This window comes from Stenotrophomonas sp. YJH_SMC_82 (assembly GCF_059368875.1).
On record NZ_JCAFSE010000001.1, the window covers coordinates 1,477,065 to 1,497,421 of the forward strand.

The 20,357-nt window shown below is 67.9% G+C and carries 21 protein-coding genes; 8 read left to right on the plus strand and 13 right to left on the minus strand.

The genetic code is table 11. The features are described 5' to 3' along the window. Positions 1-28: 28 nt before the first annotated feature. From AC5P53_RS06620 to ccmA, 9 genes are read right to left on the minus strand one after another with little or no spacing between them, the layout of a single operon-like run. Positions 29-1,018: a tetratricopeptide repeat protein gene (locus tag AC5P53_RS06620; protein WP_134809102.1), complete on the minus strand. Its 990-nt coding sequence runs from the start codon at positions 1,016-1,018 to the stop codon at positions 29-31. Further along, the gene (locus AC5P53_RS06625; RefSeq protein ID WP_005417657.1) at positions 1,012-1,461 is read right to left on the minus strand and encodes a cytochrome c-type biogenesis protein; all 450 of its coding nucleotides are present in this window, start codon (positions 1,459-1,461) and stop codon (positions 1,012-1,014) included. Before AC5P53_RS06625 ends, AC5P53_RS06620 begins: the two co-directional genes overlap by 7 nt. Positions 1,462-1,465: 4 nt before the next feature. Beyond that, a complete protein-coding gene (locus AC5P53_RS06630; RefSeq protein WP_134809103.1) occupies positions 1,466-2,083 on the minus strand; it encodes a DsbE family thiol:disulfide interchange protein in 618 nt (205 codons plus the stop codon). 8 nt (positions 2,084-2,091) lie between these two features. Next, complete coding sequence (locus AC5P53_RS06635; protein WP_241887525.1) at positions 2,092-4,011, minus strand: heme lyase CcmF/NrfE family subunit; 1,920 nt, start codon at positions 4,009-4,011, stop codon at positions 2,092-2,094. Next, complete coding sequence (ccmE, locus tag AC5P53_RS06640; protein WP_075076334.1) at positions 4,012-4,473, minus strand: cytochrome c maturation protein CcmE; 462 nt, start codon at positions 4,471-4,473, stop codon at positions 4,012-4,014. After that, positions 4,470-4,658 (minus strand): heme exporter protein CcmD, encoded by a 189-nt coding sequence (ccmD, locus tag AC5P53_RS06645; protein ID WP_005410342.1) that lies wholly within the window; start codon positions 4,656-4,658, stop codon positions 4,470-4,472. Before ccmD ends, ccmE begins: the two co-directional genes overlap by 4 nt. Then, positions 4,655-5,425, minus strand: coding sequence for a heme ABC transporter permease CcmC (gene ccmC / locus AC5P53_RS06650; protein WP_032960090.1), 771 nt, complete (start codon positions 5,423-5,425; stop codon positions 4,655-4,657). Before ccmC ends, ccmD begins: the two co-directional genes overlap by 4 nt. 43 nt (positions 5,426-5,468) lie before the next feature. Further along, positions 5,469-6,164, minus strand: coding sequence for a heme exporter protein CcmB (gene ccmB / locus AC5P53_RS06655; protein ID WP_006456616.1), 696 nt, complete (start codon positions 6,162-6,164; stop codon positions 5,469-5,471). Beyond that, on the minus strand, positions 6,161-7,015 hold the full coding sequence (gene ccmA / locus AC5P53_RS06660; RefSeq protein ID WP_495202394.1) for a heme ABC exporter ATP-binding protein CcmA: 855 nt from the start codon (positions 7,013-7,015) through the stop codon (positions 6,161-6,163). Before ccmA ends, ccmB begins: the two co-directional genes overlap by 4 nt. Here ccmA and AC5P53_RS06665 point away from each other — a divergent pair. From AC5P53_RS06665 to AC5P53_RS06675, 3 genes are all read left to right on the plus strand, one after another. After that, positions 6,969-8,117, plus strand: coding sequence for a pyridoxal phosphate-dependent aminotransferase (locus tag AC5P53_RS06665; protein WP_032960092.1), 1,149 nt, complete (start codon positions 6,969-6,971; stop codon positions 8,115-8,117). The genes ccmA and AC5P53_RS06665 overlap by 47 nt on opposite strands. A 14-nt stretch (positions 8,118-8,131) precedes the next feature. Then, on the plus strand, positions 8,132-8,938 hold the full coding sequence (locus AC5P53_RS06670; protein WP_241887527.1) for an amidohydrolase: 807 nt from the start codon (positions 8,132-8,134) through the stop codon (positions 8,936-8,938). Between the two features lie 111 nt (positions 8,939-9,049). After that, a complete protein-coding gene (locus AC5P53_RS06675; RefSeq protein ID WP_241887528.1) occupies positions 9,050-9,484 on the plus strand; it encodes a hypothetical protein in 435 nt (144 codons plus the stop codon). On the opposite strand, the gene AC5P53_RS06680 is transcribed toward AC5P53_RS06675, so the two are convergent. After that, entirely contained in the window at positions 9,471-10,601 is a 1,131-nt protein-coding gene (locus AC5P53_RS06680; protein ID WP_241887530.1) for an MFS transporter, read from the minus strand. The genes AC5P53_RS06675 and AC5P53_RS06680 overlap by 14 nt on opposite strands. 90 nt (positions 10,602-10,691) lie before the next feature. Between AC5P53_RS06680 and AC5P53_RS06685 the strand changes: the two genes are divergently transcribed. Beyond that, on the plus strand, positions 10,692-11,480 hold the full coding sequence (locus AC5P53_RS06685) for an AraC family transcriptional regulator (RefSeq protein WP_241887532.1): 789 nt from the start codon (positions 10,692-10,694) through the stop codon (positions 11,478-11,480). Between the two features lie 115 nt (positions 11,481-11,595). Here AC5P53_RS06685 and AC5P53_RS06690 read toward each other — a convergent pair whose 3' ends face one another. From AC5P53_RS06690 to AC5P53_RS06700, 3 genes are read right to left on the minus strand one after another with little or no spacing between them, the layout of a single operon-like run. Then, entirely contained in the window at positions 11,596-13,233 is a 1,638-nt protein-coding gene (locus AC5P53_RS06690; RefSeq protein ID WP_126411172.1) for a pseudouridine synthase, read from the minus strand. Then, positions 13,226-14,101, minus strand: a complete 876-nt coding sequence (scpB, locus tag AC5P53_RS06695; RefSeq protein WP_014647755.1) for an SMC-Scp complex subunit ScpB — start codon at positions 14,099-14,101, stop codon at positions 13,226-13,228. The genes AC5P53_RS06690 and scpB overlap by 8 nt, the downstream gene beginning before the upstream one ends. Positions 14,102-14,114: 13 nt before the next feature. After that, complete coding sequence (locus AC5P53_RS06700) at positions 14,115-15,023, minus strand: segregation and condensation protein A (RefSeq protein ID WP_014647754.1); 909 nt, start codon at positions 15,021-15,023, stop codon at positions 14,115-14,117. Positions 15,024-15,398: 375 nt separating this feature from the next. Here AC5P53_RS06700 and AC5P53_RS06705 point away from each other — a divergent pair, with 375 nt between their 5' ends. From AC5P53_RS06705 to AC5P53_RS06720, 4 genes are all read left to right on the plus strand, one after another. Beyond that, positions 15,399-15,698 carry a YciI family protein gene (locus tag AC5P53_RS06705; RefSeq protein WP_014037825.1) on the plus strand — a complete coding sequence of 100 codons (300 nt, stop codon included), beginning with the start codon at positions 15,399-15,401 and terminating at the stop codon, positions 15,696-15,698. Next, positions 15,695-15,970 (plus strand): BolA family protein, encoded by a 276-nt coding sequence (locus AC5P53_RS06710; RefSeq protein ID WP_014647753.1) that lies wholly within the window; start codon positions 15,695-15,697, stop codon positions 15,968-15,970. Before AC5P53_RS06705 ends, AC5P53_RS06710 begins: the two co-directional genes overlap by 4 nt. A 148-nt stretch (positions 15,971-16,118) precedes the next feature. Next, complete coding sequence (locus AC5P53_RS06715; protein WP_049442422.1) at positions 16,119-17,156, plus strand: LacI family DNA-binding transcriptional regulator; 1,038 nt, start codon at positions 16,119-16,121, stop codon at positions 17,154-17,156. Positions 17,157-17,234: 78 nt separating this feature from the next. Continuing rightward, positions 17,235-20,291: a TonB-dependent receptor gene (locus tag AC5P53_RS06720; RefSeq protein WP_032960107.1), complete on the plus strand. Its 3,057-nt coding sequence runs from the start codon at positions 17,235-17,237 to the stop codon at positions 20,289-20,291. Positions 20,292-20,357 lie beyond the last annotated feature (66 nt).

The window sequence follows — 20,357 nt, forward strand, 5'->3', positions numbered from 1 at the left end:
CAGCCGAGCATCGGCTCGGCTCTACAGGTCAAGGGAAGCGCAGCTCCACAACACCGTCGTGGGGCAGGCTTACCTTCACCGGAACGCTCTGCAGGTCGTCCTCGCTGCGGTTGGCGCTGCCGCTGCGCGAGATGCGTGCCACCACTTCCACTTCGCGATGGGCCGACAGCGGTGCGGTCGGCATCGGGCTGTCACCGTCGCCCAGCCCGACCGTGTCCGGGAATCCGCTCAGCGGCAGCTTGCGAGCGGCCACCGGCATCGGCGGGCCGCCGACGGCACGGGCCAGCACGAAAACCTGGGTGCTGGCTGGCCACTCGGCGTTCTTCAGTGCCGGCAGCTGCACGCGCACCTGCAGCAGCGCCGGTGGCGCCGCAGCGCCAGCATCGGGCGCCTGGCCAGCGGCCTCGCGCGCGATGGCGATCTGTGCCTGCAGCGCCTGCGCGGCGCCCGGCTCCAGTCGTGGCAGCAGGCCGCTCCACACATCCGCGGCCTCGGCGTTCCTTCCGCGCTGGCGCAGGGCGATGCCCAGCAGCCAGCTGGCGCGCTCGGCATCGGGAGCCTGTGCGCGCGCCTGCTGCAACCAGGCCATTGCGGTGTCATCGAACTGCTTGCCGGCATCAGCCTGCGCGCGCGCCTGCGCGGCTTCCACCAGCACGCCCGGATCTTCCGGTGCCAATGCGGCGGCCCTCGCGAAAGCATCCGCCGCGGCTGCGGCGTTGCCCAGTTCGGCCTGCGAACGGCCGAGCAATGCCCAGCCGTCGGCACGCTGCGGGTCGCGCTCCAGTGCGTCCTGCAGTGCCTGCACGCCATCGCGCAGGGTGGCTGCCGACGGGGTCGGTTGTACCTGTGCCGCCCTTGGGTCACCGACCAGCAGATACAGGCAGGCACCGGCCACGCCCAGCGCGAGCACGCCGACCACGAAACCGCGCCGACCGCGCTGGCGCAGTGGCCACAGCACCAGCGCTGCCATCAGCGCGGCGACCAGCCCGGCCAGCATCGGCAGCCAATGGTTCACCATTCGTCTCCTTCATCGGCCTTGCCGGCCGGCGCCGCGCCGACGGTGCGTCCACGTCGGCGGACGATGCCCAGCACTACCAGTGCACCGGCGCCGAGCACCAGCAGGGGGCCACCCCACAGCAGCCAGGTGCCCGGCTGCAACGGTGGTTGATAGAGCACGAACTCACCGTAGCGCGCGACCAGGAACTGCTTGATCTGTGCGTCGTCGTGGCCCTGCTGCATCAGCTGCAGCACCTCGCGGCGCAGGTCCTGGGCGATCTGCGCGTTCGAATCGGCCAGCGACTGGTTCTGGCACTGCACGCAGCGCAGCTGCGCGGCCAGGTCATGGAAGCGGCGTTCCTCGGCGTCATCGCGGAACTGCAGCGGCTGCGGATCGTGCAGCGGCTGCTGGGCCAGCGCGGCCAGCGGCAGCATCAGGAGCAGCAACGCCAGCAGCCAGCGCATGGGTTCAGGGCGCCGTATGCAGGGTGTTGCCGGCACTGCCCTGCGCTCTCTCGATCTTCTGCAGTGCCGGGATCAGCTTCTCGTCGACCACGCGCTGGGTCATCGCTCCACTGTACTTCCAGCGCACGATGCCACTGCCATCAACCAGGAAGGTTTCCGGTGCGGCGGTCACGCCCCAGTCGATCGCGGTGCGGCCCTCGACGTCGCTGAGCACGACCATGAACGGGTTGCCCAGCTGTTCCAGCCAGTGCAGCGCGTCGGTTGGGTCATCCTTCCAGTTGTAGCCGATCACGCGCACGCGCTTGCTTTCCGCGAAACGGGTCAGCACCGGGTGTTCTTCGCGGCAGGCCGCGCACCAGCTGCCCCACACGTTCAGCAGGTAGGGCGCGCCGCGCAGGTCGTCGCTGTGCACGATCATTTCCGGGTCGTGCAGCACCGGCAGCGCGAATGCCGGCGCCGGTTTGTCGATCAGTGCCGACGGCAGTACGTCGCGCTGCGGATCGCCTGATTTCATCACCCCGTAGATCATCAGCCCGAGCAGGCCGAAGAAGAACAGCACGCCGATCACGATGGCTACCGGCGGCAGCGGGCGGGAGGGACGCGGGGTGGGGGACTCGGACATGGGAACTCCTACGGACGACGGAAACGGCGATCGGCGGCGGAGATGAATCCGCCCAGGGCCATCAACAGCGCGCCCAGCCAGATCCAGCGCACGTACGGCTTGATGTGCACCCGGACCGCCCATGCATTGTTGCCCAGCGGCTCGCCCAATGCCACGTAGACGTCACCATTGAAGCGTGCATCGATGCCGGCCTCGGTCATCACCTGGCCGCCGCTGGCGTACTGGCGCTTCTCCGGGTGCAGCAGGGCCAGCTCGCGGCCGTCGCGGAACACGCGCAGGTGGCCGCGGTCGGCGATGAAGTTGGGGCCTTCGCGATGGTCCACGCCTTCGAAGCGCACTTCGTGGCGACCGACCACCAGCTGCTGGCCTGGTGCCAGCGCCACTTCGCGCTGCACGTTCAGCGCCTCCACCAGCAGCGCGCCGGCCAGGAACACGGCAATGCCGGCGTGGGCGACGATCATGCCGAGCATTTCGGCGGTGAAGCGGCCATTGCCGCGCAGGCGCTGCCAGACGAAGCGTGCGGTGCCGAGCGCGACCCAGGCCGCAGCGGCCACGCCGATGCCGGCCTTCCAGCCGTTCTGCGGCGCCTGCCACCAGGCCAGCGCGCCCAGCAGCAGCGCCAGGCCCAGCCACGGTGCCAGCAGCGCGAAGGCGCGCGAGGGCTGGTCACGCTGCCATTTCACCAGCGGGCCGAACGGCAGCAGCAGGATCATCGGCGCCATCAGCAGCAGGAACAGGCTGCCGAAGTAGGGCGGGCCGACCGAGATCTTGCCCAGCGACAGCGCATCGGCCAGCAGCGGGTACAGCGTGCCGAGCAGTACCATCGCGCAGGCGGTGGCCAGCAGCAGGTTGTTGGCCAGCAGCAGGGTCTCGCGCGAGGTGGCGGTGAAGCCACGGCGTGGGTCCTCGGCGTCCACGCTCAGCTGGCTGGCACGCAGCGCGTACAGCAGCAGGCTGCCACCGACCAGCACCGACAGGAACACCAGGATGAACAAGCCGCGCGAGGGATCGGCGGCGAACGAATGCACGCTGGTCAGCACGCCGGAGCGCACCAGGAACGTGCCCAGCAGCGACAGCGCGAAGGCGGCGATCGCCAGCAGCAGGGTCCAGCTGCCGAAGGTGCCGCGCTTTTCAGTGACGGCCTGCGAATGGATCAATGCCGCACCGACCAGCCACGGCATGAAGCTGGCGTTCTCCACCGGGTCCCAGAACCACCAGCCGCCCCAGCCCAGCTCGTAATAGGCCCACCAGCTGCCCAGCGCGATGCCCAGGGTCAAAAAGCCCCAGGCGACGTTGGTCCATGGCCGCGTCCAGCGCAGCCAGCGTGCGTCCACGCGGCCTTCCAGCAGTGCGGCAACCGCGAAGGCGAACGGCACCGCGAAGCCGACATAGCCCAGGTACAGCATGGGCGGATGGATGATCAGCCCCGGGTCCTGCAGCAGCGGATTGAGGTCGCGGCCTTCCAGCGGTGCCGGGTTCAGGCGCAGGAACGGGTTGGAGGTGAAGATCAGGAAGGCGAGGAAGCCGACGCTGACCACGCCCATCACCGCCAGCACGCGCGCCTGCACCGGTGCCGGCAAGTGCCGCGAGAACAGCGCCACCGCGCCGGTCCACAGCGCCAGCACCAGCGCCCACATCAGCAGCGAGCCCTCGTGCGCGCCCCAGACCGCCGAGTAGCGGTAGACCATCGGCAGCAGCGTATTGGAGTTCTCGGCCACGTAGCGCACCGAGAAGTCCTGCTGCACGAACGCGGCGGTCAGTACCGCGAACGCGCCGGCGACCAGCAGCAGCTGCGCGAACGCGGCAGGTCGTGCCACCGCCATCCACGCCGTATTGTTGCGCTGCGCACCGACCAGCGGCAGGCCGGCCTGCAGCAGCGAGGCCAGCAACGCGCACAGCAGCAGGATCTGACCCAGTTCGGGCAGCACTCAGCGCACCTCGGGTGCCGTCATCGGCACGTCGTGCTTGCGATGGGCGTCGCCCATCTTGTCGGCCACTTCCTTCGGCACGTACTTCTCATCGTGCTTGGCCAGCACCTCGTCGGCGACGAAGGTGCCGTCCTGCAGGCGGCCGCTGGCGACCACCGCCGTGCCTTCGGCGAACATGTCCGGCAGGATCCGCGACGTGGTCACCGCCAGCTGCGCGTCGCCGTCGGTCACCTCGAAGCGCGCCTCCAGCGAGCCGACCGGTCGGTTGAAGGAACCTTTCACCACCATGCCACCGAGGCGGAAGCGCGACTGTGCATCGACATCGCCGCGCAGCACTTCCGAGGGCGTGTACAGGTAGGCGATGTTGCGCTCCAGTGCCATCGCCACCAGTGCGGTGGCCAGGCCGGAGGCGAGCAGGGCCAGCAGCACCCACACCAGGCGGCGGCGCTGTACCGGGGTCATCGTTCCAGCTCCGTCGACAACGGCGCCGCTGCGTCTTGCCTGCCGGCGCGGGTCTGCTGGCGCTGCTGGCGGGCCAGTGCCAGCCGGCGCGCCACGCGCAGGCGCAGCCACGAACCGATGGCATCGGCGCCGAGCACCAGCACGAACACCGCGTAGGCACCGATCACATAGGGCAGGTGGGTCATGGCTGGGCCTCCCGGGCCGGGCGTCCGGCATCGACGCGGCCGCCGACCCAGGCCTTGCCGGCCTCGCGGTCGAGATTGTCGGCGCGGGCCTTGGCCAGCACCGAACCGGCGAACCAGAACTTGGTGCCGATCACCATCCACCACAGCGGCGCGATCATCGCGCTGCTGATCGCCGATTCACCGAATACGTTGATCGACTGGCGCTGGTGCAGGCCGCCCCACCAGTCCACCGAGTAGCGGATCACCGGCAGCAGGCTGACACCGACAATGGCCAGCAGGCCAGCGGCGCGCGCGGCGCTGCGGCGGTCCTCGATGGCGTGGTACAGGCCGATCACGCCCAGGTACAGGAACAGCAGTACCAGTTCGCTGGTCATGCGCGGGTCCCAGTCCCACCAGGTGCCCCAGGTGCCCTTGCCCCAGATGCTGCCGGTCAACAGGGTGATCAGGGTGAAGCCGGCGCCCATCGGCGCGCAGGCCATGGCCAGGATCTCGCAGACCTTGATCCGCCAGACCAGTGCGATGGCCGCATACAGCGCCATCAGCGCGAAGACGAACAGGCTCATCCAGGCACTGGGCACGTGGATGTAGAGGATGCGGAAGCTGTCCAGCTGCTTGGCTTCCGGTGGCACCACCAGCAGCGCCTGCCACATGCCGACCAGCAGCACCGGCACCGCCGCGAGGTAGAACACCCGCGACCAGCGGGCAGCGAAACGGTCGAACGTGGGGGGCGAACCGAGTTGGTGGAACCAGCGGACAATCGGATTCATGCGTGGCGGCTATCCAGCAGGGGTGGATTGGCTCTCAGCTCGGTCAACTCAGAGAAATACGTATTGCAGCGGCAGTGGCCAGCGGCGCCAGCACCAGCGCGACCAGCAGGCCGGCGCCCAGCATCAGCAGCGCACCGACCGGATCCTGTCCGCGTCCGGCTGCCGCCAGGCTGCCTGCGCCGAACACCAGCACCGGCACGTACAGCGGCAACGACAGCAGCGCCACGAGAATACCAGAGCGTCGGATGCCTACGGTCAGCGCGGCGACCACGCCACCGATCAGGCTCAGCAACGGCGTGCCCAGCAGCAACGATGCCAGCAACATCGGCAGCTGGTCATGCGGCAGATGCAGCATTTCGGCCAGCAGCGGGCTGACCACGATCAGCGGCAGCGCAGTGGTGGCCCAATGCAGCAGCACGCGCACCAGCACCAGCCAGGCCAGCGGCACCGGCGCCAGCAGCCATTGTTCCAGCGAGCCATCCTCGGCGTCGGAACGGAACAGCGAATCCAGCGACAGCTGTCCGGCCAGCAGCACGGCCAGCCACAGCACTGCACCGGCGGTGGCGGCCAACAGCTGTGGTTCGCGGCCCTGGGCCAGGGCGAACAGCACCACTACCAGCACCGCGAACAGCAGCGGTTGCAGCGCATCGCCGCGGCGGCGCCAGAGCAGGCGCAGGTCGCGCTTGAGCAGGGCGCCTGCGGTCTGCCACAGGCCCGGTTCGGTGCCCGGCGCGATCACGCGGCACCGCCGAGGTCGAGCTGGCGGGTGCGCACCGGCGGTGCGGCATAGGCACCGTGGGTGGTGACCAGCGCAGCGCCGCCGGCGCGCAGGTGCGCCGAGATCATCCGGTTGACCAGGGTGATGCCCTCCAGGTCGAGGTTGGCATAGGGTTCGTCCAGCAGCCACAACGGTGCCGGCGACAGCCAGATGCGCGCCAGTGCCAGCCGCCGCTTCTGTCCGGCCGACAGATGCCGTACCAGGGTGTCCTCATAACCGGCCAGGCCGACGATGGCCAGCGCGTTGCCAGGCATCTGCCGCGCACGCCGTCCGTGCAGGCCGCACAGGAAATGCAGGTTTTCCAGCGTGCCGAGGTCCGGTTTCAGCGCTGGCAGGTGGCTGAGGTAGGCGACATAGCGCGCGCGCTCGGCATTGCTGGCCGGCTTGCCGTCGATCCGCACCTGGCCGGCACCGGGCCGGGCCAGGCCGGCCAGCACGCGCAGCAGGGTGGTCTTGCCGGCGCCATTGCCGCCCTGCACCAGCAGGGCTTCGCCGGCGTCCACATGGAAGTCCAGCGGGCCGAACACCGGCTCGTCATTGCGGGAGAAGCTCAGGCCGCTGGCAGCCAGCAATGCAGGGGTGTTCAAGGGGCAAAGGTCTTCATGCCGGAGTGCGGCGGCAATTGTAGCGGTGAATGCCGATGGCAGTGCCGGCCGCTGGCCGGCAATTTCGCCATCTGCCAGCCGAGGTTGCCGGCCGGCGGCCGGCACTACCGACGCGCGGATTGCGTAAACTCGCAGGTCTGTTCCCCCACAGCCCAGGCCGATGCAACCCACCACCAAGCTGCCCAAGGTCGGTACCACGATCTTCACCGTGATGTCCCAGCTCGCCGCCGAACACGGCGCGGTCAACCTGGGCCAGGGTTTCCCGGACTTTTCGGCGCCGCAGCGCCTGATCGACGAGACCGCCAGGGCGATGGCCGCCGGGCTGAACCAGTACCCGCCGATGACCGGCGTGGCGCCGCTGCGCCAGGCCATCGCACAGAAGGTGCTGGACTGCTACGGCGCGCAGGTCGATGCGGACAGCGAGATCACCGTCACCAGCGGTGGCACCGAGGCCATCTTCAACGCCATCCACGCCGTGGTGCGTGCCGGCGAGGAAGTGATCGTGCTGGACCCGGCGTATGACTGCTACGAACCGGCGATCGACCTGGCCGGAGCCAGGGCCGTACATGTGTCGCTCGATCCGCAGACGTTCGCGGTCGATTGGGACCGCGTGCGCGCAGCGATCACCCCGCGCACCCGCATGCTGATCGTCAACACCCCGCACAATCCGTCCGGTGCGATGCTGTCGGCGCAGGACATGCAGGCGCTGGCCGAACTGCTGCGCGGCACGCAGATCTACCTGATCTCCGATGAGGTGTACGAACACATCATCTACGACGGCCGCCGCCATGAATCGGCGCTGCGCTACCCGGAACTGCGCGAGCGCGCGTTCGTCATCTCCAGCTTCGGCAAGACCTACCACTGCACCGGCTGGAAGATCGGCTATGCGATCGCCCCGCCGGCGCTGACCGCCGAGTTCCGCAAGGTGCACCAGTACAACACCTTCACCAGCTTCGGCCCGGCGCAGCATGGCTTCGCCGCGATGATCCGCGACGAACCCGAACACCACCTGGAACTGGGCGCGTTCTACCAGGCCAAGCGCGACCGCTTCCGTGAGCAGCTGGCCGGCACCCGCCTGAAAGCGCTGCCGGTCCCGGGTGGCTACTTCCAGCTGGTCGACTATTCGGCGATCAGCGACCTGCCGGACCATGAGTTCGTGAAGTGGCTGACCATCGAGAAGGGCGTCACCGCCATTCCGCTGTCGCCGTTCTATGAGACTCCGCCGGCCGGCCAGCGCCTGGTGCGCCTGTGCTTTGCCAAGAACGAAGCGACCATGGACGCGGCGATCGAACGCCTGCGCCTGCTGTGAGCGGAGACACGGACATGCAGGACCTGCGCATTTCCCTCGTCCAGGGCGACACCCGCTGGCATGACCCGGCCGGCAACCGCGCCTACTACGGCGCGCTGCTGGCACCGCTGGCCGGCACCACCGACCTGGTGATCCTGCCGGAGACCTTCACCAGTGGCTTCTCCAACGAGGCCATTGCCCAGGCCGAAGGCATGGACGGCCCGACCGTGGCCTGGGTGCGCGAACAGGCCCAGGCCCTGAACGCGGCGGTGATCGGCAGCGTGCAGCTGCGCGAGGGCAACGGCGTCTATAACCGCCTGCTGTTCGCAACGCCAGAGGGCGGCCTGCAGTACTACGACAAGCGCCACCTGTTCCGTTACGGCGGTGAGCACGAGCGCTATGCCGCCGGCCGTGAGCGCCTGAGCGTGGAATGGAAGGGCTGGCGGATCAATCCGCAGGTCTGCTACGACCTGCGCTTCCCGGTGTTCTGCCGCAACCGCTACAACGTCGAACGCCCGCAGCAGCTGGATTTCGACCTGCAGATCTTCGTCGCCAACTGGCCGTCGGCGCGCGCCTATGCATGGAAGACCCTGCTGCGTGCGCGGGCGATCGAGAACCTGTGCTTCGTGGCGGCGGTGAACCGCGTCGGCGTGGACGGCAACCAGCTGCACTACGCCGGCGACAGCGCGGTGATCGACTTCCTCGGCCAGCCGCAGGTGGAGATCCGCGAACGCGAACAGGTGGTGACCACCACCATTTCGGCCGAAGCACTGGCTGCACATCGCGCGCGTTTCCCGGCGATGCTCGATGCTGATGCCTTCCATCTGGACGAGCAGGCCTGAAACAGCACGACGGCGGCTGAATGCCTGCCACGCAGCGCGCGCGCCTGCATCCAACGTGCACGCGCGCGCTGCTAGATTCGCCGGCAGTCCGACCGAACTGGAAGTCCTGCCATGAACAAGCCCTTCGCCCTGCTGCTGGCCCTGTCCGCTGCCACGCTGGCCCCGGCCGCGCACGCCGCCGGCAACCTCGATTGCCAGCTGCGCTACAACCTGTCCGGCTGGTCACTGATCTACAAGACCGCTTCCGGCAACGGCACGGTCAGCTGCAGCAACGGCACCAGCCTGCCGGTGCGTATCGAAGTGAAGGGCGGCGGCCTGACCGTGGGCAAGTCGAAGATCACCAATGGCCGTGGCAGCTTCACCGGCGCCGTCAGCGTCGACGAGCTGCTGGGCACCTACGCCTCGGTTGGCGCGCATGCGGGTGCCGTGAAGTCCAGCAACGCGCAGGTGATGACCAAGGGCGACATCTCGCTGGCCCTGTCCGGCACCGGCAAGGGCTGGGATCTGGGCGTGGACGGCGCCGCCTTTACCATCAGCCGGCGCTGAGCCGTGCCGGCCGCTGCAGCCACAGGGCAAGCAGGCCGCACACGATGAGTGTCGGTGCCAGCAGTTGCAGTGCACCGACCACGGCCATCGCCACGCCGATCAACAGGTAGTAGAGCAGGCCGAACAGGGCGCCCGCGCTGCCCAGGCAGTGCGGGTATCCGCGCAGGGCCTGGCCCAGCACATTGGGAATGGCCAGGCCGAACCCGGCCACCACCGGTACCATCGCCGCGACCAGTGCCGGCTGATTGTGCAGCAAGGCAGCCAACAGCCCACCGGCCAGCACCAGCCCTGCGGCGAGCCGGATGCGCGTGGCGGAGGTAACGCCTGCGCGCAGCAGGCGAGCATTGCCCCATGCACCCAGCGCCGAGCCGAGCGCCAGCAGCGCGCCGCTGGCACCGAACCAGGCCAGCGGCCAGTGCAGGCGTTCGAATACGAACGGGCCCAGCGCGTACCAGCTGTACATCGCCACGTTGAACGCCATCACCAGCAGCGCCTGTGACCAGATCCAGCGATCACGCAGCAGTTGCCACAACAGTGGAAGCATGGGGGTGTGCGCGACTTTCGCAGGGCGGCTCTCGCGCAGGCCCGTTGCGCATCCGAGCATCAGCAGGCTGACCATCAGCAGCAGGCCGGCCTGCACGCCGGCATAGCCATGGCTGTCCACCAGCAGCACACCCAGTGCCAGCCCGATCGCCGGGCTCAAGGCCAGCGCCACGCCGATCCACGAGAACGCCTGCGCCAACGCCGGACCCTTCAGGTGGTCGCGCAGTACGGTCTGGGTTACCACCGAGGCCGCCGCCGCACCCAGTGCGGCCAGTGCCTGCGCCAGCAGGACCTGGCCGAACGTGCTGGCCAGCAGGCCGCCGCAGGCGGCCAGTACGAACACGGCCAGGCCGCAGAGCAGGGCAGGGCGACGACCGACATGGTCGGCCAGCCGTCCCCATAGCAGGACACCGGCAGCAAAACCGAACAGGTACAGGCTCATGGCCTGGCTGGCGGCGCCGGGGGGCAGTGCGAAGCGCCCGGCGAGGTCGGCCAGGGCCGGGCTGTACAGGGTCTGCGCCAACTGGGGGAACATCAGCAGCGCGATGGTGAGCAACAACAGGCGACGCGACATGCGGGTGCTCCGCAAACAGGGCCGCGTATTGTGGTGGCCGGCGTAGTGGCGCACTCTGTCGGTCCGGCCAGCAAATAGATGAAATCGGACATGGCGTGGCTGCAACCGGATGCGCACTTCGATGCGGATGCCTGGAGCGCACCGGTGCTGGGCATCGCGTCGTCGCTGGCCGATCATGATTCGGGTTGGCACCAGCACGCGCGCGCGCAGTTGCTGTACACCCGGCAGGGCTGCACGCGGCTGACCTTCGGCGACCGCATCAGCCTGCTGCCGCCCTCGCGCGCGGCATGGATTCCCGGCGGCCTGCGCCATCGCGCACAGATGCGCCAGGCCGTGGACTACCGCTCGCTGTATTTCGATGCCACGTTGTCGGCACGGCTGCCGCAGCAGCCGGCGATCATCGGCGTCGGTCCCCTGCTGCAGGCATTGCTGGAACCGATCGCGCAGGCGCCGTTCGACCGTGACTGGCGGGCGCCGCGCGCGCACCATCAATTGGCGTTGTGCGTGCTGGAGATCGCCGCCGCACCGGTGGCGCCGATGGACCTGCCGCTGCCACGCGATCCACGCATCGCGCGCTGCCTGCCGCTGGCCGAGCAGTTGCCGCCTGAACTGGGTGAGCTCGCTGCGCGTGCGGGCCTGAGCGTGCGCACGGTCGGCCGGTTGATGCAACGCGACACCGGCATGGGCTACCAGGCCTGGCGCCAGCAATGGCGCCTGATGCGCGCCATGGAGCTGCTGCTGCTTGGCCATCGCATCGGGCACGTTGCGCAGGACACTGGTTTTTCCGCCGAGAGTCCGTTCATCGCCTTTTTCCGCAGCATGACCGGGACCACGCCCGCCGCTTTCCAGCGCCACGCAAAAGGGGACGGAGGGGATTAAGTCGCTTTCGCCCTTCGACGCACAGCGTGGCGAAAACGACTTAATCCCCTCCGTCCCCTTTTCAAAGAAAAACCCCGGCCGGAGCCGGGGTTCTGCATTTCAACGTGGCTGCCGATCAGCCGCCGCGCGGGCCGCTGCGGCGCGGGCCGCCGGGACCGCGGTTGCCACCGGGGCCGCCCGGGCCTCGGTTGCCACCCGGACCACCGGGGCCACGGTTACCACCCGGGCCACGGTGGTTGCCACCGCCCGGACCGCGACCGCCCGGACGGGCGCCCTGTGCAGGCTTCGGGCTGCCATACGGGTTGAAGCCCGGCGTGGCGTGGTCGGACGGGAAGCTCGGCGCGTTGCCCGGATGACCGTACGGGTGCTTGTTGCCCTGGCCCTGCGAGCGGTTGCCCGCACCGGCCGGACGACCCTGGCCGCCTGCGCCGCCACGGCCTTCACCACCAAAGCCGCCACGGCCCTGGCCGCCACCGGCGCCTGCGCCCGGGCCCTTCGGCTTGCCGTACGGACGGCCCTGGCCGCCTGCACCCGGACCACGGGCACCGGGGCCGCGTGCGCCCGGGCCGGCGTTGCGATGGCCGCTCGGGCCGGTGCTCACGCCATCCGGCACGTACCAGGTGCGGAACGCGGCCGGATTGCCTTCCGGCAGCGAACGATCATTCTTCTGGGCGCGCTGCTTGAACGGCTTCTGCGACTGCTTGGCTGCCGCTTCACCGCTGACCGTCAGGCCGCCCTTGAAGCCGCCACCCTTGCCGCCGCGACCACGGCCGCGGTCTTCGCGGACGTTGTCGAAACGACGCAGCTCGCGGCCTTCGTCGGCGGTGTTGTGGCCGTTGACGTAGGCGTTGCCACGGCCACCTTCGCGCACGCGCACGGTGGTCTTGGCCGCGCGGCGCTGGCCGATCACCGGCTGCAGCGTCAGTGCCGACGGTGCGCCTTCTTCCAGCTTCAGCTGGGCGCGCAGGGCTTCAACCTGCGTGGTGCCCAGTTCCACCGAATGGCCACGGGCCAGTTCGCGCGGCAGGCTCACCTTGCCATAGCGGGTGCGCTTCAGGCGGCTGACCTGGCAGCCCTGCGACTCCCACAGCCGGCGCACTTCGCGGTTGCGGCCTTCCTTCACCACGACGCGGAACCAGTCGTGCGAATCGGTGCCGCCGATGCGTTCGATCTCATCGAACTTGGCCGGGCCGTCTTCCAGCGCGACGCCACGGGTGAGGCGGTCGACGATGGCGTCAGAGACCTTTTCCTCGCCTTCCGGCGCACGCACGCGCACCACGTACTCGCGCTCGACCTCGAACGACGGGTGCATCATGGCGTTGGCCAGCTCACCGTCGGTGGTGGCCAGCAGCAGGCCGGTGGTGTTGATGTCCAGGCGGCCGATGGCGATCCAGCGCGCGCCCTTCAGCGGCGGCAGCGACTCGAACACGGTCGGGCGGCCTTCCGGATCATCGCGGGTGGTCACTTCGCCTTCCGGCTTGTTGTAGACCAGCACGCGCGACGGCTCGGCCAGGGCGGTGGCGACGAAGCCGCGGCCATCCAGTTCGATCTTGTCGCCGCTCTTGACCGACATGCCGGTCTGCGCGACTTCACCGTTGACCTTGACCAGGCCTTCGGCGATGCGCTGTTCCAGCGCGCGGCGCGAGCCGAGGCCGGCCTGGGCGAGCACCTTGTGCAGGCGTTCTTCCAGCTTGAACTGTTCGGAGGTGGCTTCGCGCTTCAGCGAGAGCTTGTTACGGGGGGTGTCACTCATCAGTTTTGCTCCGGCCGACGGTTTCGAGGTCGGCCTCTGGTTCGGAATCGGCTTGGTCAACAGCCACGGTCGTCATCGCGACGGCGTTGTCTTCGCGTTCGTTCAGGGGCACCGCGCGCTCGCCCGGCGCGGAATCGGGGTGCCCATCATCGAGGGGCGAAGGTGCTTGCTCATCGGTGGCCGACGCAGGGGCTGCATCGGCGGAATCGGGGGTGTCACTGCCGGCCAGGCTGGCATCATCGTTCGCGGCAGCGCCATCGGCGCCGGCCGAGATGTCCGGACCCTCGGCACCGGCGACGGCCGGCGCATCGCGGTCCAGGGCAAGCTGCGGTTCCAGCTCGCCCAGGTCCTTCAGCTCCGACAGCGGCGGCAGTTCGTCCAGCCGCTTCAGCCCGAAGTAGTCCAGGAAGCCCTTGGTGGTGCCGAACAGCGCCGGTTTGCCGGGCACGTCGCGGTGGCCGACCACGCGGATCCACTCGCGTTCTTCCAGCGCCTGGATGATGTTGCTGCTGACCGCCACGCCGCGCACCTGTTCGATTTCGCCGCGGGTGATCGGTTGCCGGTAGGCGATCAGCGCCAGGGTTTCCAGGGTGGCACGGGTGTAGCGGGTCTTGCGTTCGGTCCACAGCCGGCTGATCCAGCCATGCACTTCGCCGGTGACCTGGTAGCGGAAGCCGGAGGCGACCTCGACCAGTTCCACGCCGCGGCCTTCGCAGGCCTCGCGCAGGCGTTCCAGCGCACGTTCGATGCTGCCCGGCGGTGCCGGTTCCTCTTCCGGGAACAGGTCCTTCAGCTGGGCCAGGGTGAGCGGCTGGCTGGAAGCCAGCAGGGCACCCTCGACAATGCGGTTGATCAGCGATTGATCCATCGGCAGTCAGCGCTCACTCGTCTGCATTGGCGTCGTCGTCGTTGTCGTCGAACTCGCTGCTGAACTGCAGCGGGGCATTGGTGTTGCCGGCCGCCAGCGACTTCACGTAGATCGGCGCCAGCGGTTCTTCTTGGACGATGTCCAGCAGCTGTTCCTTGGCCAGCTCCAGCACCGCCAGGAACGTGACCAGCACGCCCAGCTTGCCTTCTTCGGCGGTGAACAGCCCTTCAAAACGATAGAACTTGCCATCTTCCAGGCGTCCCAGCACTTCGCCCATGCGTTGCCGCACGCTCAGTGCCTCACGCTTGATGGCGTGGCCGCTGAACAGCTCGGCACGCTTGAGCACGTCGTGCAGGGCCAGCAGCATTTCCTTCAGGTCCACCGGCGGCGGCAGCTTCACCGTGGCACGTTCGGGCATGAAGGCATGTGCCACGGTGGTATCGCGGTCCTGGCGGGGCAGGGCGTCGATGTTCTCGGCGGCCTGCTTGAAGCGTTCGTACTCCTGCAGCCGGCGCACCAGTTCGGCGCGCGGGTCGGCTTCATCGCCTTCCTCGCTGACCGGGCGCGGCAGCAGCATCCGCGACTTCACCTCGGCCAGGATCGCGGCCATCACCAGGTATTCGGCCGCCAGCTCGAAGCGCAGCTCGCGCATCACGGTGATGTACTCCACGTACTGCCGGGTGATCTCGGCAACGGGAATGTCCAGTACATCCAGGTTCTGGCGGCGGATCAGGTACAGCAGCAGGTCCAGCGGGCCTTCAAAGGCATCCAGGATGACTTCCAGCGCGTCCGGCGGGATGTACAGGTCCTGCGGAATCTGCAGGACCGGTTGCCCATGCACCACGGCCAGCGGCATTTCCTGCTGCTGGGGGGCGGGCGGCCGGGTTGGCGGGTTCGCGTCGAGCGCGAGTTCGGAAGTCATCTAATGGAGATCAGGATTGCAACGGACCAGTCGCGGCACCGGGTTCGCCGGGCCAACGCCACGGAGCCCCAAGGCGCCAGACACGCCGGGATCGGCGCGATTCCACACATATCAAACAGCGGGACGCGCCGCGGTAAACGGCAGCGACAGAACTACGGGGAGGTCGTCTACGTGGCCCGGCCGGGTGGTCCGGTTTGAAGCAGCGGGACGGTCGTCGGGGGCTGCGTTGGCCGCAAAAACCGACGGGCCGCTGCATCCAGCCACGTGCAATGGAGTCTAGGGTAAGCCTTTGCCGCGCCAGTGTCCAGCCGGACCGGGGCGGGGGCTGCATTGGCTAGAATCTGCGGACCCGACAACGCAAGCGAGGAAATGCCGGTGTGGTATGTGATCGAAGGGTATGACGGCCAGGATGTGCTGGCGCAGCGGCTGCAGGCGCGGCCGGAACACCTGGCGCGGCTGCACGCGCTGCGCGACGAGGGACGCCTGCTGCTGGCCGGCCCGTGCCCGGCGGTGGACAGTGAAGACCCGGGCCCGGCCGGTTTCAGCGGCTCGGTGGTGATCGCGCAGTTCGAGTCGTTGCCGCAGGCCCAGGCCTGGGCCGATGCCGACCCGTACGTGGCTGCCGGCGTCTACACCCGCGTGCAGGTACGCCCGTTCCGCAAGGTCCTGCCGTGAACGCGGAACGGATCGAGCGGATCCGTGATGCGCTGCAGCAGGCGCTGGCACCCAGCGTGCTCGAGATCGAGGATGACAGCCATCGCCATGCTGGCCATGCCGGCGCGCGCGACGGGCGCGGCCATTTCAACGTCCATGTGGTGAGTGAACGCTTCGCCGGACTGGCTCCGTTGGCCCGGCATCGCGCGGTCTATGCCGCGCTGGGGTCGATGATGGACACCGATATCCACGCGCTGTCCATCCGCGCACATACCCCGTCAGAACAGGGCTGAGCCCTTGTCCCGCACTGTCCTGGCGGGTCCGCAAGGGCCTGGCCACGGACAGGTTTTCATGTCCATTTCGGGACATTCGCCTAACGGACTGTTTACAAGCCCAGATGGAAACGCTTACATTCCGCGCCAATGCTGGTAGGTCCAAGCCGTGGAGGGCGGCTTCGTGAACAAGGCAGCTATCACAATCAAAGACGTCGCACGCGAAGCCCGGGTCTCCGTGGCCACGGTTTCCCGCGCGCTCAACGGGCATGAAAATGTCGCCGAACCGGTCCGCCAGCTTGTGCTGGAGGTGGCCGCACGGCTGCGTTACACCCCGCATGCCGCCGCTCGCAGCCTGAGCAGCCGCCGCACCAATACGGTGGGCGTGGTGCTGCCTGACCTGTACGGCGAATTCTTCTCCGAACTGATGCGCGGCATCGACGGCGTGGCCCGCAACCGCCGCCAGCACCTGCTGGTGTCCAGCTACCACGGCGACCAGGAACAGCAGGGCGCCGCCCTGCGTGCCATGCGCGGCCGCGTCGACGGCCTGCTGGTGCTCTCGCCCTATGCCGAGAGCCCGGGCTTCCTGACCGACAACCTGCCGCAGTCGCTGCCGACGGTGTTGATCAACACCTATCTGCCCGGGCAGGACCATCCGGTGCTCAGCATCGACGACCACGCCGGTGCGATGGCGATGACCCGCCACCTGCTGGACGCCGGCCACCGCCGCATTGCCTTCATTTCTGGCCCGGACCTCAACTTCGACGCGCGCGAGCGCCTGCGCGGCTTCCGTGACGCGCTGGTAGCGTTTGGCAGTGACGCCGAGGGCATCGAGCTGCCCGGTGATTTCGACGAAGCTTCCGGCCATCGCGCCGGTCAGGAGTTGCTGGCAGCCGGAGCGCTGCCCGATGCCGTGTTCGCCGCCAACGACATGATGGCCCTGGGCTGCCTGTATGCGTTCACGCAGGCTGGTGTCCGTGTGCCGGCCGATGTTGCCCTGGCAGGTTTCGATGACATTCCACTGGCGCGTTTCGTCCACCCGTCGCTGACCACCATGCAGGTCAGCATCGCCGAGCTCGGCGACCGGGCCATGACGCGTCTGATGCAGTTGATGGACGGCACCTCCACGGATGGGACAGGGGACAAGCAGACCCTGGTTCCCCGCTTGATAGTTCGCGATTCCACCACTCCGCCATCCGGCCATTGAAGCCAGAGGCGTTCCTTCTTTTTTTTGACTGATCGCAGGGACCGCGCAAGCGGTTACCGCCACCCGGAGATTGAGTTGATGATGCATACCACCTTCCGCATGCCGGCGCGCCGGCTGCTGAGCACCGCACTGGTCAGCTGCCTGATGCTGGCTGCCGCCCCCAACGTCATGGCGCAGTCGGCCAACGCCAGCCTGCGCGGCCAAGTTGCCGGCGCCCAGGCAGGTACCGAAGTGACCGCCACCAACGTGGCCACCGGTACCGTCCGCCGTGGCACCATCCGCGCCGACGGCAGCTACTCGCTGATGGGCCTGGACCCGGGTACCTATGACGTGGTTGCCAACGGCCAGACCCAGAAGGTCACCGTCACCGTGGCCTCGACCGCGACGCTGAACTTTGCCGGTGCCGCCAGCAGCACCCCCGGTTCGACCGCGGCCACCAACCTGGACACCGTCAACGTCGTCGCGCCGACCCTGCTGCAGGAAGTGCGCACCTCCGAAGTCGGCAAGACCGTCAGCCTGCAGCAGATCCAGACCACCCCGCAGGTGTCGCGCAACTTCCTGGAGTTCGCCGACGCGGTGCCAGGCCTGATCTTCACCCGCGATGCCAAGGGCAACACCTCGCTGCGCGGCGGCGCCACCAATGCCGACGGCACCAACGTGTACATCGACGGCGTAGGCCAGAAGAGCTACGTCAAGGGCGGCGGCGTGGCCGGCCAGTCCGGCAGCGCCGGCAACCCGTTCCCGCAGCTGGCCATCGGCGAATACAAGGTCATCAGCGGCAACTACAAGGCCGAGTACGGCCAGGTGTCGAGCGCCGCCGTGACGGCTGCGACCAAGTCCGGCACCAATGAGTTCAAGGGCGAGGCGTTCTACCGCTACACCGATGAAGACATGCGTGCCAAGACCCCGGCAGAGCGCCAGGGTGGCAAGGAAAAGATGGTCTCGGCCGAGAAGGAATACGGCTTCGCCCTGGGCGGCCCGATCATCCAGGACAAGGCGCACTTCTTCGTGACCTACGAAGCCAAGCGCTTCGACCTGCCGGTCACCATCGCGCCGGATGGCGCGGTCACCGGCGCTGCCGGCCTGCTGCCGCCCGCCGGTGCCGCCGGCCTCGGCCCGGCCAGCCAGCCGTTCCAGCAGGATCTGATCTTCGGCAAGATCGACTTCGAGCCGACCGACAACGACCGCATCGAGCTGACCTTCCAGGACCGCGACGAAACCCAGTCGCAGTTCAGCGGCCAGACCTCGCCGGAAGCCGGCCGTGAAGTGGTCAACACCGACCGTCGTTATGCCCTGCGCTGGAACCACAGCGGTGAGCGCTACTACAACGAGTTGATGGTCACCCACGAAGATTCGTTCAACAATCCGACCCCGCTGACGCTGGCCAACGGCATCACCTACACCGCACCGGACGGCCCGGAAGACCGCACCATCGTGAAGATCGGTGGCGCCTCGGCACTGGATTCGCAGGTGAAGGGCCAGAAGGGCTGGTCGATCGAAGACAACCTGACCCTGGATGGCATCCAGTGGGCGGGCGACCACACCATCAAGATGGGCGTGAAGTACAAGCAGATCGACCTGTACGCGTCCGATGCGGCGCAGATCAACCCGACCTTCACCTACTCGCTGGGTGATCCGGACTTCCCCGATTCCATTCCGTACAAGGCGCAGTTCGTCAAGCCGGTGACCGGCGTGACCGGCGTGTCCGGCGAAGTGCGTTCGAAGTCCAAGCAGTACGGCGTGTTCATCCAGGACGACTGGCAGGTCAATGACCACCTGCAGCTGAACATCGGCCTGCGCTGGGACTACGAAAAGACCCCGTCCTACCTGGACTTCGTGACCCCGCAGCAGGTGGTCGACGCCATCTATTCGCAGGATCCGCGCGCTCCGGCCGGCCAGACCTATGCCGATTCGCTGGCACTGGGCGGCCTGGACATCAGCGACTACATCAGCAACGGTCACAACCGCAAGGCATTCAAGGATGCCTGGCAGCCGCGCCTGGGCTTCTCGTATGACATCAATGCCGACGAGCAGCACGTGATCCATGGTGGTGCCGGCCGTTCCTACGACCGTGACCTGTTCGACAACCTGCAGCTGGAAACCACCAAGCTGGCCCTGCCGCAGCCGACCATCTACTTCCGCAACCCGGCCACCGGCGCCTGCATCAACGGCCAGGCCGCCTGCTATGACTGGAACCCGAACCTGCTCAACGGCATCGGCAACCTGCAGGCACTGGTCGGCGCGACCAGCAATGCCGGCCTGGAAGTGGACCTGCTGAACAACAAGCTGAAGGCGCCGTACTCGGATCAGTTCAGCCTGGGCATGAGCAACCAGATCGGCGACTGGCTGACCGACGCCACCATCGCTCGAACCCTGAGCTACGACGGCTTCGCCTTCACCCTGGGCAACCGCTACCCGACCGGCCAGTTCTTCGATGATCCGCGCCTGTGTGGTGGCACCTCCCCGGGCCTGAGCCAGGCTTGGAGCTGCAACGTGCCGGGCTTCGGCAGCCTGATCATCGGCCAGCAGGGCATCAAGACCCGTGCCACCCAGGTCCTGCTGTCGGCACAGAAGCCGTTCACCAAGGAAAGCGGTTGGGGCACCTCGATCGCCTATACCTGGACCACCGCGCGCCACAACCGTGACATCAACGAGAAGTACGCCTTTGATCGCGGTCTGATCGGTGATTACCCGACCATCCGTTCCAACGGCGCGCCGCGCCACCGCCTGGTGGTGACCGGTTCGTACGCGGGCTTCTGGGGCATCACCTTCGGCGGCAAGATCACCCTGGCCACCCCGACCGCCGTCAACGACTGGTACCCGGTGATGCAGGCCAGCGGCTACACGCTGCCGACTCCGCAGGCGGCCGTGCCCAACGCAACCGGCAAGTTCCTGGTGGGCGGCAAGATCTTCGGCTACCGTTCGGTCGACCTGCAGGCGACGAAGACGTTCAAGATGCCGGGCAACACTGAGCTGTACGCCCGCCTGGACATCATCAACGTGTTCAACTTCGACAACTTCTCCACCTACAACTACGTCAAGACCAACGGCAAGCTGCAGGCCAGCTACAACGAGACCGGCGACATCATCGGTACTCCGCGCCAGGTCAAGGCCGAAGTGGGCTTCCGCTTCTAAGCCCGGGCGGTGATGCATGACCCGATGCCGCCGGCTCGCTGGCGGCATCGGTGAAAACGGCAATGG

Coding starts and splice junctions, on each gene's coding strand:
- AC5P53_RS06620 (WP_134809102.1), bottom strand. CDS start 1,018: ATGGTGAACCATTGGCTGCCGATGCTGGCCGGGCTGGTCGCCGCGCTG.
- AC5P53_RS06625 (WP_005417657.1), bottom strand. CDS start 1,461: ATGCGCTGGCTGCTGGCGTTGCTGCTCCTGATGCTGCCGCTGGCCGCG.
- AC5P53_RS06630 (WP_134809103.1), bottom strand. CDS start 2,083: ATGTCCGAGTCCCCCACCCCGCGTCCCTCCCGCCCGCTGCCGCCGGTA.
- ccmE (WP_075076334.1), bottom strand. CDS start 4,473: ATGACCCCGGTACAGCGCCGCCGCCTGGTGTGGGTGCTGCTGGCCCTG.
- ccmD (WP_005410342.1), bottom strand. CDS start 4,658: ATGACCCACCTGCCCTATGTGATCGGTGCCTACGCGGTGTTCGTGCTG.
- ccmC (WP_032960090.1), bottom strand. CDS start 5,425: ATGAATCCGATTGTCCGCTGGTTCCACCAACTCGGTTCGCCCCCCACG.
- AC5P53_RS06665 (WP_032960092.1), top strand. CDS start 6,969: ATGCAACCCACCACCAAGCTGCCCAAGGTCGGTACCACGATCTTCACC.
- AC5P53_RS06670 (WP_241887527.1), top strand. CDS start 8,132: ATGCAGGACCTGCGCATTTCCCTCGTCCAGGGCGACACCCGCTGGCAT.
- AC5P53_RS06675 (WP_241887528.1), top strand. CDS start 9,050: ATGAACAAGCCCTTCGCCCTGCTGCTGGCCCTGTCCGCTGCCACGCTG.
- AC5P53_RS06680 (WP_241887530.1), bottom strand. CDS start 10,601: ATGTCGCGTCGCCTGTTGTTGCTCACCATCGCGCTGCTGATGTTCCCC.
- AC5P53_RS06685 (WP_241887532.1), top strand. CDS start 10,692: ATGGCGTGGCTGCAACCGGATGCGCACTTCGATGCGGATGCCTGGAGC.
- AC5P53_RS06690 (WP_126411172.1), bottom strand. CDS start 13,233: ATGAGTGACACCCCCCGTAACAAGCTCTCGCTGAAGCGCGAAGCCACC.
- scpB (WP_014647755.1), bottom strand. CDS start 14,101: ATGGATCAATCGCTGATCAACCGCATTGTCGAGGGTGCCCTGCTGGCT.
- AC5P53_RS06700 (WP_014647754.1), bottom strand. CDS start 15,023: ATGACTTCCGAACTCGCGCTCGACGCGAACCCGCCAACCCGGCCGCCC.
- AC5P53_RS06720 (WP_032960107.1), top strand. CDS start 17,235: ATGATGCATACCACCTTCCGCATGCCGGCGCGCCGGCTGCTGAGCACC.